Origin of the sequence: Streptomyces sp. 351MFTsu5.1 (genome assembly GCF_000383655.1) — a bacterium.
In the GTDB taxonomy this organism is placed as follows: Bacteria; Actinomycetota; Actinomycetes; order Streptomycetales; family Streptomycetaceae; genus Streptomyces; species Streptomyces griseorubiginosus.
This window is the reverse complement of the sequence record NZ_KB911788.1, coordinates 78254-93268: the sequence shown is the minus strand read 5'-3', so window position 1 is coordinate 93268 and position 15015 is coordinate 78254. Positions and strand designations below refer to the sequence as shown.

The 15015-nt window shown below is 70.5% G+C and carries 12 protein-coding genes; 4 read left to right on the top strand and 8 right to left on the bottom strand.

The features are described 5' to 3' along the window. Positions 1-26 precede the first annotated feature (26 nt). A complete protein-coding gene (locus H295_RS0128405) occupies positions 27-1520 on the bottom strand; it encodes a hypothetical protein (protein WP_020138746.1) in 1494 nt (497 codons plus the stop codon). A gap of 435 nt (positions 1521-1955) precedes the next feature. Between H295_RS0128405 and H295_RS0128400 the strand changes: the two genes are divergently transcribed. Then, positions 1956-2612, top strand: a complete 657-nt coding sequence (locus H295_RS0128400; protein ID WP_020138745.1) for a bifunctional DNA primase/polymerase — start codon at positions 1956-1958, stop codon at positions 2610-2612. 105 nt (positions 2613-2717) lie between these two features. Here the strand turns inward: H295_RS0128400 and ftsY are convergent, their stop codons facing one another. Further along, on the bottom strand, positions 2718-3914 hold the full coding sequence (ftsY, locus tag H295_RS0128395; protein ID WP_020665701.1) for a signal recognition particle-docking protein FtsY: 1197 nt from the start codon (positions 3912-3914) through the stop codon (positions 2718-2720). Between the two features lie 200 nt (positions 3915-4114). On the opposite strand from ftsY, the gene H295_RS0128390 reads away from it, so the two are divergent. Then, positions 4115-5086, top strand: coding sequence for an LLM class flavin-dependent oxidoreductase (locus H295_RS0128390; RefSeq protein ID WP_020138742.1), 972 nt, complete (start codon positions 4115-4117; stop codon positions 5084-5086). Positions 5087-5238: 152 nt separating this feature from the next. On the opposite strand, the gene H295_RS0128385 is transcribed toward H295_RS0128390, so the two are convergent. The 4 genes from H295_RS0128385 to H295_RS0128370 form a co-directional block, all read right to left on the bottom strand. After that, positions 5239-6657 carry a sugar porter family MFS transporter gene (locus H295_RS0128385; protein ID WP_020138741.1) on the bottom strand — a complete coding sequence of 473 codons (1419 nt, stop codon included), beginning with the start codon at positions 6655-6657 and terminating at the stop codon, positions 5239-5241. A gap of 168 nt (positions 6658-6825) precedes the next feature. Next, positions 6826-10434, bottom strand: a complete 3609-nt coding sequence (smc, locus tag H295_RS0128380; protein ID WP_020138740.1) for a chromosome segregation protein SMC — start codon at positions 10432-10434, stop codon at positions 6826-6828. Between the two features lie 222 nt (positions 10435-10656). Continuing rightward, the gene (locus tag H295_RS0128375) at positions 10657-10860 is read right to left on the bottom strand and encodes a hypothetical protein (protein ID WP_016432419.1); all 204 of its coding nucleotides are present in this window, start codon (positions 10858-10860) and stop codon (positions 10657-10659) included. 382 nt (positions 10861-11242) lie between these two features. Next, on the bottom strand, positions 11243-11524 hold the full coding sequence (locus H295_RS0128370) for an acylphosphatase (protein WP_028809831.1): 282 nt from the start codon (positions 11522-11524) through the stop codon (positions 11243-11245). Positions 11525-11695: 171 nt separating this feature from the next. Here H295_RS0128370 and H295_RS0128365 point away from each other — a divergent pair, with 171 nt between their 5' ends. Further along, the gene (locus H295_RS0128365; protein WP_020138738.1) at positions 11696-12772 is read left to right on the top strand and encodes a CAP domain-containing protein; all 1077 of its coding nucleotides are present in this window, start codon (positions 11696-11698) and stop codon (positions 12770-12772) included. 72 nt (positions 12773-12844) lie between these two features. Further along, positions 12845-13243, top strand: coding sequence for a winged helix-turn-helix transcriptional regulator (locus H295_RS0128360; protein ID WP_020138737.1), 399 nt, complete (start codon positions 12845-12847; stop codon positions 13241-13243). Here H295_RS0128360 and mutM read toward each other — a convergent pair. Continuing rightward, positions 13216-14076: a bifunctional DNA-formamidopyrimidine glycosylase/DNA-(apurinic or apyrimidinic site) lyase gene (mutM, locus tag H295_RS0128355; RefSeq protein WP_020138736.1), complete on the bottom strand. Its 861-nt coding sequence runs from the start codon at positions 14074-14076 to the stop codon at positions 13216-13218. The genes H295_RS0128360 and mutM overlap by 28 nt on opposite strands. A gap of 104 nt (positions 14077-14180) precedes the next feature. After that, on the bottom strand, positions 14181-14996 hold the full coding sequence (gene rnc, locus H295_RS0128350; protein ID WP_020138735.1) for a ribonuclease III: 816 nt from the start codon (positions 14994-14996) through the stop codon (positions 14181-14183). Positions 14997-15015: the final 19 nt, after the last annotated feature.

The window sequence follows — 15015 nt, the reverse complement described above, 5'->3', positions numbered from 1 at the left end:
CCGGGGTTACGGGGATCCGCGGGGTCTCAGACGGCTTCCGCGGTCTCGGGCAGTTCGACGGCGAGCTTCTCGGTCAGGTCCACGACCTCGGCGAGATCACCGAAATCGCGTACGGCGGTGTCGACCGTCTTTCGAATACGAGTGTTGACGCGCTCGGAGCGGACTTTCTTGGCGATGCCCATGGCCTGTTCCACCAGCCCCGCGCTCTGTTCGGGCTCGCGCCGCAGCAGGTGCACGGTGGCCATGCCGACGAGATTGAGTGCGTACGACCGCTGGTGCTCGGTGTCGTCGGAGAAGAGTTCCACGGCCCGCTGCATGAGGGGTTCCGCGAGCGAGGCGTAGGTGGGGCTGCGACCGGCGACGTAGGCGAGGTCGCGGTAGGAGTGGGAGTTCTCGCCGTACAGCTCGGCCTCGGAGAAGAAGCGGATCCAGTCGGGATCCGGCTCGTCCCAGTCGTCGGCGTCGGCGAAGGTGTCCTCGGCCATCCGGACCGCACGCTTGCACTTGCCCGGCTGGCCCATGTTCGCGTAGGCGCGGGCCTCCATCGCATACAGCATGGACTGGGTGCGCGGGCTCGCGCAGTCCCGGCTGCCGTACTGCGCGAGGTGGATCAGCTCCAGGGCGTCCTCGGGCCGCCCCAGGTGGATCATCTGGCGGCTCATGCTGGACAGGACATAGGAGCCGAGCGGCTTGTCGCCGGCCTCCTTGGCCGCGTGCAGGGCGAGGACGAAGTACTTCTGGGCGGTGGGCTGGAGGCCGACGTCGTACGACATCCAGCCCGCGAGCTCGGCCAGTTCGGCGGCGACCTTGAACAGCTTGCGGGTGGTCGTCTCGGGCTGGGGCTCCTGGAGCAGGTCGGTCACCTCGTGCAGCTGGCCGACGACGGCCTTGCGGCGCAGCCCCCCGCCGCACTGGGCGTCCCACTGCCGGAACATCACGGTGGTGGACTCGAGGAGGTCGAGCTCGGGCCGGGAGAGCCGGCCGGCACGGCGGGCGGCGGCCGGGTCGGGCTCGCGGTGCGGGGTGGCACCGGGGCCGGGGACCAGCCAGCGCTGCATGGGCTCGACGAGGGACGGACCCGCGGACAGGGCCAGCGAGGTTCCGAGGAAGCCGCGCCGCGCCAGCATGAGGTCGCTGCGCGAGAACTCGCTGAGCAGGGCCACGGTCTGCGGGCCCGTCCAGGGCAGGTCGACCCCGGTCGTGGACGGCGACTGGCGGGCGGCGCGCAGTCCGAGGTCCTCGACGGAGACGACGCATCCGAACCGCTCGGAGAACAGCTCGGACAGGATCCTGGGGATGGGTTCGCGGGGGTTCTCGCCGTCCAGCCAGCGGCGCACCCGCGAGGTGTCGGTGGAGATGTGATTGGCGCCCAACTGGCGCGCTCTGCGGTTGACCTGGCGGGCGAGCTCGCCCTTCGACCAGCCGCTGCGCACGAACCAGGAGGTGAGCAGCTCGTTGGGTCGCTTGTCGGGCTGCGCGGTGCTCCCGGTGCCCGTCCCGCTTCCGCTGTTGCCGCCCACTGGAACGCCCCCATTCCCTGAGACCACTTGTCGCCGAGTGCGCCAAGCCTTATCAGAATGCCGGTAAATACAGCCGTTCGTCCGGCAGTTGTCAGCCTTCGAACGGGGAACCTACTTGCCTCCGGCATACCCACAAGTGCATGTGCCCCCAGGACTTGTGCACTCAAAGTAATCCTACGATCACGCGTCCAGCCATGGCGATCCTGGAAACGCCACCATTCGCCACCCCTTCGAATGAACTCACGGTCGCCTCCACACGATTCACTTGACATAGACCGAGCGGGGGTGGGCGGAGCGGTGCACGCAGGGGCGCGCAGCACCCGGCACACCACCCGGGGCACTTCCGGGCGCCGCCATCGCCCGGAAGAGGAAACGGAGAGTGACTGGCCGCGTCCGTCTCGTAACCACCGGCGCGGTGAACCCGTTGGAGGGGGCATGGGCTTCACGATCGGCGGTATTCGGGAGATTCGTACCGGTACGCGCAGGCGCGGCCGCTCCTCGGAGTGCACCGCCGTCGCCGAGTTCACCGGACTCTGGGGCTGGGACGTCGTCCCGGGCGCGCGGGCCGCTGCGGGCGCCTGCTCCTGCGGACGCCCGGACTGCCGTCTCCCGGGCGCCCACCCACTGGACTTCGCGCCCCAGGTCCCGGCCGGCGCCACCCTCGACGACGTGTCCAAGGCGTGGTCGGAGTTCCCCGGCGCCTCCGTGATGCTGCCGGTCGGGCGGGCCTTCGACGTCATCGAGGTCGCCGAGCCGGCCGGGCGCCGCGCCCTGGTCCGCCTGGAGCGCATGGGCCTGCCCCTGGGCCCGGTCACGGCCACCCCCGAGGGCCGCGCCCAGTTCTTCGTCGCCCCCGGCGCCGCGGCCGACCTCACCGAACTCCTCTACCGCATGGGCTGGGACGACGCGACCTCCCTGGACCTGCACGGCCTCGGCCCCGGCGCGTACATCACCGCTCCCCCGTCGGACCGCGGCGGTCTGGGCCCCGTGCAGTGGCTGCGCCCCCCGTCGCTGGACACGGCGACGAAACCCCCGGCGGCGAGGCTGCTGCTGGGCACCCTGGCGTACGTGGCACACCGGTCGCGGGCGTAGCCGAACGCCGGCACGTACAGCCGTACAGCCGTACGCAGCGAAGCGCCCGCTCCCCACTGCACCTTGGGGCGGGCGCTTCTTCGCGTACGGGGGTACCGGGACTTCTTACTCGCCGATAAGCGCATCCACGAACGCCTCCGGCTCGAACGGCGCCAGGTCGTCCGCGCCCTCGCCCAGCCCGATCAGCTTGACCGGCACGCCCAGTTCGCGCTGGACCGCGACCACGATGCCGCCCTTGGCGGTGCCGTCCAGCTTGGTCAGGACGATGCCGGTGATGTCGACGACCTCGGCGAAGACACGGGCCTGTACCAGGCCGTTCTGCCCGGTGGTGGCGTCGAGGACCAGCAGCACCTCGTCGAGCGGCGCGTGCTTCTCCACGACCCGCTTGACCTTGCCGAGCTCGTCCATGAGGCCGGTCTTGGTGTGGAGGCGCCCCGCGGTGTCGATGAGGACCACGTCGACCCCCATCTCCTTGCCCTCCTTCACCGCGTCGAAGGCGACGGAGGCGGGGTCGCCGGCCTCGGGCCCGCGCACGGTGTGGGCGCCCACCCGCTCGCCCCAGGTCTGGAGCTGGTCGGCGGCGGCGGCTCGGAAGGTGTCGGCGGCGCCGAGGACGACGGTCCGCCCGTCGGCCACGAGCACACGCGCGAGCTTGCCGGTGGTGGTGGTCTTGCCGGTGCCGTTCACGCCGACGACCATCACGATGCCCGGCTTGCGGTCGTCCGGCTCGGTCCGCACCGTGCGGTCGACCTCGGTGCCGACCAGCTTGAGCAGCTCCTCACGGAGCAGTCCGCGCAGTTCGTCCGGGGTGCGGGTGCCGAGCACCTTGACCCGCTCGCGCAGGCCGTCGACCAGCTCCTGGGTGGGGGCCACGCCGACGTCGGCGGTGAGGAGGATGTCCTCGATCTCCTCCCAGGTGTCGTCGTCGAGGTGCTCACGCGACAGGAGCGTGAGCAGCCCCTTGCCGAGCGCGTTCTGCGAGCGGGAGAGCCGGGCCCGCAGCCGGACCAGACGTCCGGCGGTGGGTTCCGGGATCTCGATCCCGGCCGCCGCCGGGAGCTCTTCGGTGACGGGCGGCGCGGAGCCGTCCGGGAGATCCACCTCCTCAATGGTCCGGCGCGCTTCGTCGCGCGGCGTCTCGGCCTCGTCGCCGACGTGCGGCTCGGCCGGAGGGGCGGTGATGTCGGGCGCGGCGGGGGGCGGCGGGGGCAGCGACTTCTTGCGCCGGCTGCCGACGACGAGCCCGCCGAGCACACCGAGCACGACCACGGCGATGACTACAGCAAGGATGACGGTTTCCATAACCCGTCCAGTATCCATCCCTGCCTCCCGGGGGAGGGTCAGCGGCCACGCCCGGGACACGGACCGGTCACGGCCGCCCGGGCCTCCGATCACGGCCGCCCCGACCGTGACCACGGCCACCGGCGCACCCGCGACCATGGCCATCTGACGTGCCGTCAGCTACCGTCCCCCGCACCAACCGCCCGGTGAAGGAGGCCCCCATGCCCGTCACGGTCGTCCGGTTCAACCTCGTCGAGCCCGGCGCCACGCCCGCCTCCCTCAGCGCCCGCTACCGGGCCGCGGTGGACATGGCCGCGTACGCCGACGAGCACGGCGTCACCACCGTGCAGACCGAGGAGCACCACGGCGTCGACAACAACTGGCTGCCCTCGCCGTTCGCCTTCGCCGGCGCGGTGTTCGGGGCGACCCGGCGGATCGCGGTCACGGTCTCCGCGATCATCGGCCCGCTCCACGACCCGCTGCGCCTGGCCGAGGAGATCGCCGTACTGGACCTGCTGAGCGGCGGCCGCCTGGTGACGGTGGCAGGGATCGGGTACCGCCCCGAGGAGTACGCACTGTTCGACGTGGAGTGGCGGCGCCGGGGCCGGATCCAGGACGAGCTTCTGGAGACCCTGCTCAAGGCCTGGACCGGCGAGGAGTTCGAGTACCGCGGTCGTACCGTACGGGTCACCCCACGCCCTCTGACCGACCCGCACCCGCTCCTGCTGGTCGGCGGTTCCTCGAAGGCCGCGGCCCGGCGAGCCGCCCGCCTGGGTCTGCCCTTCTTCCCCAGCGCGCATCTGCCGGAGCTGGAGGCGTACTACAAGGAGCGGCTCGTCGAGTACGGCACGGAGGGCTGGACCATGATGCCGACCGCCGAGACACCGCTGCTGCACATCGCCGAGGACCCGGACGAGGTGTGGGACCGGCACGGCGAGCACTTCCTGCACGAGGCCCGCACGTACGCCTCCTGGCAGTCCGGTGACATCCGCTCGGCGGTGCGGTCGGCGGCCTCGTCGGTGGACGAGCTGCGCGCGGAGGGCGTGTACCGCATCCTCACGCCGGACCAGTGCGTGGAACTGGAGCTGGACAACCTCGTCCTGCATCCCCTGGCGGGCGGGATGCCGGTGGCGGAGGGCTGGCGAAGCCTGCGGCTGTTCGCGGAACGGGTGATCCCGGCGCTGGGCCGTTGAGCGGCTCGGTGTCACGGGGCGCATGCCTCTGCTGACCGCACCGACGACTCCGCCGCCCCCGGGCCGGACGGTTGTCCGGTCGGGGGCGGCGGGAGGTTCGGGAAGAGGGGCAGCGGGGTGGTGGCCCCTCCCCCCGGGCTCGTGGTGGGCCGTCAGCCCATCTCCTCCAGCTTCTTGCCCTTCGTCTCCTTGACGTACTTGAGGACGAACGGGATGGAGAGCGCGGCGAAGACCGTGTAGATCACGTAGGTCGCGGAGAGGTTCCAGTCGGCCAGCGACGGGAAGCTCGCGGTGATGGCCCAGTTGGCGATCCACTGCGCGGACGCGGCGACGCCCAGGGCCGCGGCGCGGATCCGGTTCGGGAACATCTCGCCGAGGAAGACCCAGACGACGACACCCCAGGACAGGGCGAAGAAGAGGACGAACACATGGGCGGCGATCAGCGCGGTCCAGCCCTGCGCGGCCGGCAGCTTGCCGTCGACGAGGTCGAAGGAGAACGCCCAGGCCTCGAGCGCCAGACCGATCACCATGCCGACGGAGCCGATCAGGGCGAGCGGCCGGCGGCCGACGCGGTCCACGAAGATCATGGCGATCACGGTGCCGACGATGTTGATGATCGACGTCGTGAAGGAGTAGAAGAACGAGTCCGTCGGATCGACACCGACCGACTGCCACAGCGTCGAGGAGTAGTAGAACGCGACGTTGATGCCGACGAACTGCTGGAAGACCGACAGGCCGATACCGACCCAGACGATCGGCTTGAAGAAGAAGGAGCCGCCGAGCAGGTCCTTGAAGCTCGACTTGTGCTCGCTCTTCATCGCGTGCTCGATCTCGGAGACCCGGGCGTCCAGGTCGACGTTGTCGCCCTCGACCTCGGTGAGGATCTCCCGGGCACGCTCGTGCTTGCCGACGGAGATCAGGAACCGCGGGGACTCCGGGATCGCGAAGGAGAGCAGACCGTAGAGGACGGCCGGGATCACCATGACGCCGAGCATGACCTGCCAGGCCTCGAGACCCATCAGCTTGCCGCGCTGGTCGCCACCGGCGGCGTTGAGCAGACCCCAGTTGACCAGCTGCGAGATGGCGATGCCGACGACGATCGCGGCCTGCTGAAAGGAACCGAGACGGCCGCGGTAGGCCGGCGGGGCGACCTCGGCGATGTAGGCGGGGCCGATGACCGAGGCCATGCCGATGGCGAAACCGCCGACGATCCGCCAGAACGCCAGGTCGTACAGCGCGAAGGGCAGTGCCGAGCCGACGGCGCTGACCGTGAACAGCGCGGCGGAGATCTGCATGCAGCGGATACGGCCGATGCGGTCCGCGATGCGTCCGGCGGTCGCCGCGCCGATCGCACAGCCGATCAGGGCGATGGCGATGACCTGCGCCAGGGCCGCGGAACCGATGTCGTAGCGGTCCCGGATGGCCTCGACCGCGCCGTTGATCACGGAGCTGTCGTAGCCGAAGAGGAAACCGCCCATCGCGGCCGCCGCCGCGATGAAGATGACGTGCCCGAGATGATCGGGATGAGCCGCTCCGGCTCCTGACTTCTGCGCCTGCGCTGTGCTGGTCACGTTCAACTCCTAAGGCCATCGGCAACGCTGCCTGACAGCAAGAACAACGACGACGACCCTATGTCTTCAAGTTCCGAAAACAACAGCTGGAGACGTGTGAGAAAACAGGCACTGGTGAGGATGTTGAGTTCAAGGAATGAACGAATGGAAACGGGGTACCCGAGGGGGCTAGCGCAGTCGCTGGCTGATCACCTTCGACACCCCGTCGCCCTGCATGGAGACGCCGTACAGCGCGTCGGCGACCTCCATCGTCCGCTTCTGGTGCGTGATCACGATGAGCTGCGAGGCCTCCTGGAGCTCCTGCATGATCCGGATCAGGCGCTGGAGATTGGTGTCGTCGAGCGCGGCCTCGACCTCGTCCATGACGTAGAACGGGCTCGGCCGCGCCTTGAAGATCGACACCAGCAACGCTACGGCGGTGAGGGACCGTTCGCCACCGGACAGCAGGCTGAGCCGTTTGACCTTCTTGCCCGGCGGCCGCGCCTCGACGTCCACGCCGGTGGTGAGCATGTTGTCGGGATCGGTCAGGATCAGCCGCCCCTCGCCGCCCGGGAAGAGCCGGCTGAAGACGCCCTCGAACTCCCGGGCGGTGTCCCGGTAGGCCTCGGTGAAGACCTGCTCGACGCGCTCGTCGACCTCCTTGACCACCTGAAGGAGGTCGGCACGGGTCTTCCTCAGGTCCTCCAGCTGCTCGCTGAGGAACTGGTGCCGCTCCTCCAGGGCCGCGAACTCCTCCAGCGCGAGCGGATTGACCTTGCCGAGCTGCTGGTAGGCCCGCTCGGCCGCCTTGAGCCGCTTCTCCTGCTCGGCCCGGTGGAACTGCCTCGGCCGGTTGCGCGGGTGCTCGGGGTCCTCCGGCAGCTCCTCGCCCTCGGCGGGCAGGGAGGGCGGCACCAGCTGGTGCGGGCCGTACTCCTCGACAAGGCCCGCAGGCTCGACGCCCAGCTCCTCCAGCGCCTTGGTCTCCAGCTGCTCGATCCGCATCCGCTTCTCGGCACCGAGCACCTCGCCCCGGTGCACCGAGTCGGTGAGCTTGTCGAGCTCGGCCTTCAGGTCCCGGCCCGCGGTGCGGGCGGCGGTCAACTCCTGCTCCCTGAGCGCCTTGGCGGCGTCGGCGGCGGTCCGCTCCTCGCCCGCGCGCGCGAGGGACACCTCGACATGCGCGAGCAGCTGCCGGGCGCCGGAGGCGACGGCTTCGGCGACGGCGGCCTCGTGCCGCAGCCGGGCCCTGCGCTGTTCGGCACGCGCGCGTGCGTCGCGCTCCGCGCGGGCGGCACGGTCCAGGGAGTCGGCCCGCCCCGCGAGTCCCTTGACGCGTTCCTCGTGGGTACGGACCTGGAGGCGGGCCTCCATCTCGGTCTGGCGGGCGTTGGCGCCGTCGGCGGCGAGACGGTCCCGCACCGAGGTGTCGGGCTCCTCCTCGACCGGCATCTCCTCGGCGACGGCGAGCCTCTCGGCGAGTTCCTCGACCTCTTCGAGGGCCCTCTCCAGGGACTCCTGCGCACGGGCGGCCGCTGCGGTGGACCGCTCGGCCTCACCCGCGGCGCCCTTCGCCTGGCCGGCGAGCCGGCCGAGCTGCTGGGCCACGGCCGACTTCTCCCGGTCCGCGGCCCGGCGCCGCTCCCCCAGCTCCTCCACACGGGCGGCGCATGCCCTTCGGTTCTCCACGGCCGTGTGCTGGGCCTCGGTGAGCTCCTCGCAGCGGATCGCCAGCTCTTCGAGTTCCGCCGCGGCTTCGTCGACGGAGGCCTGTACTTCGAGGAGGCTGGGGGCGCCGGCTGAGCCGCCGTGGGCGAAGTGGGCGCCGAGGAGGTCGCCTTCGGCGGTGACGGCGGTGAGGTGGGGGTTGGCGTAGACGAGGTCTTCGGCGTCTTCGAGGGTGCCGACGACGACGATGCCGTGCAGGAGGCGCCTTACGGCGGGCAGGAGATCGGAGGGGGCGCGGACCAGATCCGCCGCGTGCTGATGGGTGGCGTCCGCGGGTCCGTCGTGGCTGGTCGCGCCCCGCGGCGGAGCCGCAGATTGATGCAGCCCCGCGCCCCTGAAAGCGCTCTCCGGAGCGCCCGCCAAGAGAAGCGACGCCCGTCCCGCGTCCTGTTTCCGCAGCAGGCGGATCGCTTCTGCCGCCGCCGACGGGGAGGTCACCGCGAGGGCGTCTGCGGCTGCCCCGAACGCGGCGGCCAACGCCACCTCGTGGCCCGGCGTCACCGTCAGAAGTTCGGCGGCCGGACCCAGCAGGCCGGTGAGACGGTCCTTCGCTCCGAGCAGTGCGCCCGTGCCGTCCTTCCTCCGCAGCCCCATCGCCAGCGCCTCATGGCGGGCCTGCGTCGCCGCGCGTCTGCGTTCCGCCGCCGTGGCCGCCTCGCGGGCGGCCGTCAGGGCGGACTCGGCCTCGGCGAGCCGGCGCTTGGCCTCGTCATGCTGTTCCGCCAGCTCCGCGTCGCCCGCGTCGAGGCCGTCCACCTCCGCCTTGAGCGCCTCGTACTCCTCCTGCGCGGCGAACGCCCGCTCCTGGGCCTCGTCCCTCGCCGCGGCCAGGCGGTCGATCTCGGCCTGGGCGGAGGCGGCGCGCGAACGGGCCGCGTTGACCTGGCCGTTGAGACGGGCGAGGCCCTCACGGCGGTCGGCGATGGCCCGGGCCACGTCCTTGAGCCGCCGCTCCTCCTGCACGAGCTCGCGCTCCAGTTCGGAGCGGTGCGCGACCGTGTCCTCCAGCGCGTGCTCGGCCGCTTCCAGGGCCGCCTCCAGCTCGGCCTCCTGTTCCCGGATCCGCGCGGCCTCGCGCTCCATGTCCTCGGGGTCCCGCCCCCGGCGCTCCTCGGGAGGCGCCGAGGTCGCGCTCTTCACGCGCGCGTCGGCCAGCGAGATCGTGCCGCGGACCCGCTCGGCGAGCTGGGAGAGCTCGTACCAGGTCTGCTGGGCCCGCTGGAGCCGGGGCGTGAGCTGGCGGACCTCGTCCTCCAGGAGTGCCTCGCGCTGGAGGGCCTTCTTCAGCTCCTGCTCGGCGGCCTCCTTGCGCTCCTTGAGCGCGGCCTCGTCCGCGACCTCGGTCCTGAGCGCCTGCCGCAGCCGTACGAGATCGTCGGCGAGCAGCCGCAGACGGGCGTCCCGGAGGTCCGCCTGGATGACGGCCGCCCGCCGGGCCACCGCCGCCTGCCGTCCCAGCGGCTTCAGCTGGCGGCGCAGCTCATCCGTGAGGTCCTGCACGCGCGCGAGGTTGGCCTGCATCGCGTCCAGCTTGCGGAGTGCCTTCTCCTTGCGCTTGCGGTGCTTGAGGACACCGGCGGCCTCCTCGATGAAGGCGCGGCGGCCGGTGGGGTCGGCGTGCAGGACGGAGTCGAGCTGGCCCTGGCCGACGATGACGTGCATCTCGCGGCCGATGCCGGAGTCGGAGAGGAGGTCCTGGATGTCGAGGAGACGGCAGGTGTCGCCGTTGATCTGGTACTCGCTGCCGCCGTTGCGGAACATGATCCGCGTGATGGTGACCTCGGCGTACTCGATGGGCAGCGCCCCGTCGGAGTTGTCGATGGTCAGGGACACCTCGGCGCGGCCGAGCGGCGGGCGCCCGGTGGTGCCGGCGAAGATGACGTCCTCCATCTTGCCGCCGCGCAGCGACTTGGCGCCCTGTTCGCCCATGACCCAGCTGAGGGCGTCGACGACATTGGACTTGCCCGAGCCGTTGGGCCCCACGACACAGGTGATCCCCGGCTCGAACCGGAGCGTGGTCGCCGAGGCGAACGACTTGAACCCCCGGAGGGTCAGGGCCTTGAGGTGCACGCCGCTGGACTCTACCTTCCGGGGGTGTCTCACTCCATGAACGCGCTCTCCCCCGCGGTTTCACCGTTGAACATGCAGGGCACACCAAACGTTAAGAGGGTGAAAGGATGCGCGGGGGAAAGAAAGAAGGGACGCCGAAGCGTCCCTTGCAAACTCTGACAACTTAGCGGTTGGTACGAGCCGCTCGACCACTGCGTGAGCTGTCGTGGAGCAATGCAGCGATCAGGTGAGCGCAGGCTCCGCCTGGTGTGCGTCGATGCTCTCCATGATCCTGTCGTGAGAAGCGGCAGCCGCGAGCGCGTCGTTCTCGGCCTGGATCCGTACGAGCTCGGATTCCAGGTCCTGGACGCGCTGCTGGAGCCGTCGCATCTCGGCGAGGAGTCGAGGGTCGGAGCCGCCGACGTAACCGAGAAGCGCCTTTGCCATGATGGATGGTCCTCCACACTGAGTGACCGACCGAAGCGGTGTGGGTCGTGAGGGATTCGCACCCGCGGTGCTTGACACTTTTGAGTTCATGCTGCCGTTCAACCATGCCAAACAGCTAAGGTGCGCGGGGTGCTTTCAGCGTCTCACCAAAAAGTTTGACGGTCAACACGATCACGCCCCGTATTGGCGGGCAACCCGGTCCGGCGCGGCCTGGAACGGCGGCGCGGCGGCACGCTCGGGACCCCCGGGGCGTGGCGATCAATCTTAGGTGCGGAGCCTGCCACGGCGGGCGCTTCTTGGCAACCACCAGCACCTTTCCGCTGCGGGCAGGTGCCAACGACACATCCCTGCGCCTCCACCGGGGCCGTTCCACAGAAACGGCTCATCGGATGGCGAAGCCGTCGTAACCCCCGCGAGGTGTGTCCCAGATCTCGGTGACGCCGTCCACGCGACCGGGCGTGTCGTCACCCAGGAGCCAGTCCAGGAGCCCTTGGCAGCCCGCGCGGGGCCCCTCCGCGACCACTTGGACGCGTCCGTCGTCCAAATTGAGAGCAAAACCACTCAGGCTGCCGATCTCGAGAGCCTTGGCCCGCGTGAACCAGCGGAAACCCACACCTTGGACGCGTCCGCGCACCCAGGCAACCAGTCGTACATCCTCGCTCATGGGTGCAACCTAACCGGCCAATGTCTCTCCGGACACACCCTCCCCTGGCGCCATGCGGTACTGTCCGCAGCCAATGAATCTCATACGAAACTCACTCGATCGTGTGGGTTTTGTGACTTGGTTGACCGGGGGGACGTGTCGACCTCAAGAACAGACGAGGAAGGCAAGGACATGGGACGCCACCGACGCTCCGCCGCCGGCCGCGCCGCCACGGGCCGCGCCACGGGGGTCACAGAGACGTACAGCTCCCACCGGAGCGGCTTCGACCCGCAGGACTCGTACAACTTCGCCTCGGCGAGCACGACCGCTTACTCGAGCCACAACGAGCCCGACCCCTACGCGCGCAGTGACGCCTACCTGTTCGCGTCCGAGGAGGAGTACGCGCTGTACCGGGGCGAGGACTACACGCCCGCCGACGGCTCCCGGCCCGGCCGCTCGCGCCGCCGGCGCAAGAAGAGCCTCGTGACGCCGGTCAAGACCGGTCTGCTCGGGGTCTCCGCGGCCGTCGCGATCGGCACCGTCGCCGTCGCCACCGGGGTCGTGCCCGGCCTGGACAACTACAAGATCGGCGGCAGCACCAAGACCGGCGGCGATGTGCAGGCGGCCGGCTCGCCGACGAACACGCCCGCCGAGCAGGGCGGCACCTCCGGCGGCGCCGCCGAGGGCCGCGAGGACGGCAGCTCCACGAGCCGTGACGCCCGGCGCTCCCCCTCCCCCGCGCCCGCCCCGTCCACCTCGACGGCCGCGCCGACCGAGAAGCCGACGGAGAAGCCGCAGGCCACGCCCAGCAAGAAGCCGAAGGAGACTCCCAGCCAGAAGGAGCGGGAGCCGGCCAAGAAGGAGACCACCGCGCCGGTGGAGGTCTCCACGGAGGCCGCTGCCGCCGCCGAGGTCCTCCAGCTCGTGAACGTCGAGCGGGCCAAGGTCGGGTGCAGCCCGGTCTCCGCCAACAGCGCGCTGGCCGGCCTGGCCGAGGACTTCAGCAAGGCCATGGCCGCCCAGGGCTTCTTCGACCACACCGACCCGAGCGGCGCCTCGCCGTGGGACCGGGCCTCGCTGGCCGGGATCACCAACCTCGGCGGCGAGAACATAGCCCGGGGCCAGTCCGACCCGGCGGGGGTCATGGAAGCCTGGATGAACAGCCCGGGCCACCGGGCCAACATCCTGAACTGCGACTTCAAGACGCTCGGCGTCGGCGTCCAGTTCGGGGCCGGCGGCCCCTGGTGGACCCAGGACTTCGGCTACTGACGGAATCCCGCTCCCAGGTGGCACTAACTATTGGTTAGTGCCACCCGTGGGTTAGCGCTGTACGCTGGCGACATGGACACCACGCAGCAGCCCGTGGAGCCGCAGCTCCCGTACGACGTGTTCGCCAAGGCCTGTCCCTCGCGCGGCACCCTGGAGCATGTGACGGGCCGCTGGGGCGCGCTCACGCTCGGCGCCCTGTACGAGGGCTCGCTGCGCTTCAACGAGCTGCGCCGCCGGGTCGACGGCGTGAGCGAGAAGATGCTCTCCCAGACCCTCCAGTCCCTGGAGCGCGACGGCCTGGTGCACCGCGAGGCCCAGCCGACCAACCCGCCCCGGGTCGACTACGAACTGACCCCGCTCGGCCACGAGGTCGCCGAGCGCCTCCTGGGCCTCATCCACTTCGTGGAGGGCCGCATGGACGACGTCCTGGCCGCCCGGGAGCGCTACGACGTGACGCGCGGCGCCCGCTGACAGCTCGGGCAGAAGTAGCTGGACCGGTTCATCCAGGGCCGTCGGCGCATCGGCGTACCGCACCGCTTGCAGGGCAGCCCCTCACGGCCGTACGCGTCGAGGGACCGGTCGAAGTACCCGGACTCCCCGTTCACGTTGACGTACAGGCTGTCGAAGCTGGTGCCGCCGACGTCCAGGGCCGCGGTCATCACCTCCCGCACATGGCCGAGGAGTTCGGCCGTGCGCGGGCGCGTGAAACCGGCGGTCGGGCGCTCGTAGTGGATGCGGGAGCGCCAAAGCGCCTCGTCCGCATAGATGTTGCCGACCCCGCTGATCAACGACTGGTCCAGCAGGGCGCGTTTGATGGTGGAGCGCTTGCGGCGCAGGGCCTGGTGGAAGGCCTCGTCGTCGAAGAGCGGGTCGAGGGGGTCGCGGGCGATGTGCGCGATGACGTCGGGCAGCCCGTCGGGGGTGTTGTCGTGCAACGACAGCCCGCCGAAGGTGCGTTGGTCCACGAAGCGCAGTTCGGTGTCGACCTCGTCGGCGAACCTGACGCGGATCCTGAGGTGCTTCTCGTCGGGCGCGGCATGCGGCTGCACCAGCAGCTGACCGCTCATGCCGAGGTGCGCCAGGACCGACTGGTCGGTGTCCTCCAGCGGCAGCCACAGGTACTTGCCGCGACGACTCGGGGTGCCCACACGGTGCCCCTTGAGGCGGTGCGCGAAGTCGTCCGCGCCGGCCAGGTGACGCCGTACCGCACGCGGGTGCAGCACCTCGGCCTCGGCGACCGTGCGGTGGGCGACCCACCGCTCGAGACCGCGCCGTACGACCTCGACCTCGGGCAACTCGGGCATGGGGCTCCCCCGTCACGGACCGGTGTATGAGCCGAGCGCCCGCCCCGGTGTACCGGGACAGGCGCTCGACTGCGCTGTACTTCCGGACGCGCTGTTTCCAGGCGTCAGGCGGAGACGGACGACGGACCCTCGTCGTCCTCGGAGGCTTCTGCCGCTTCGATGACTTCGACAGCCTTCGCTGCCGCCGCCTTGGCGCGCTCGTCCGCGGCGGCCCGGATGGACCTCCAGGCGGACTCCGCGGCCTGCTGCTCCGCCTCCTTCTTGCTGCGGCCGGTGCCGGTGCCGTACGAGACGCCTCCGACGCGGGCGGCAGCAGTGAAGGTCTTCTCGTGGTCGGGGCCGGTCTCCGTGACCAGGTACTCGGGCACACCGAGTCCTTCGGTCGCGGTGAGCTCCTGGAGACTGGTCTTCCAGTCCAGGCCGGCACCGAGGTTGGAGGACTTCTCGATCAACGGGTCGAAAAGCCGGTGGACGAGCTCGCTCGCCGCATCGAGACCCTGGTCGAGATAGACAGCGCCGATCACCGCTTCCAGGGTGTCGGCGAGGATGGACGCCTTGTCCCGGCCGCCCGTGCCTTCTTCACCACGGCCGAGCCGGATGAAGGAACCCAGGTCGAGCCCACGGCCGACCTCGGCCAGCGCACGCGAGTTGACCACCGCGGCCCGCAACTTGGCCAGCTGGCCTTCGGGCAGGTCGGGGTGGGTGGTGTACAGCGTGTCCGTGACCACGAGCCCCAGCACGGAGTCCCCGAGGAACTCCAGACGCTCGTTGGTCGGCAGACCGCCGTTCTCGTACGCGTAGGACCTGTGGGTCAGCGCACGCACCAGAAGGGCGGACTCGAGCTTGTACCCGAGCCGCCCTTCCAACAGCGTGTGGGACGAGGCCTGGTTGTCGCCCGAGTTCTTCTTCGGAGTGGACACAGTGCCTCTCACCAGCCGC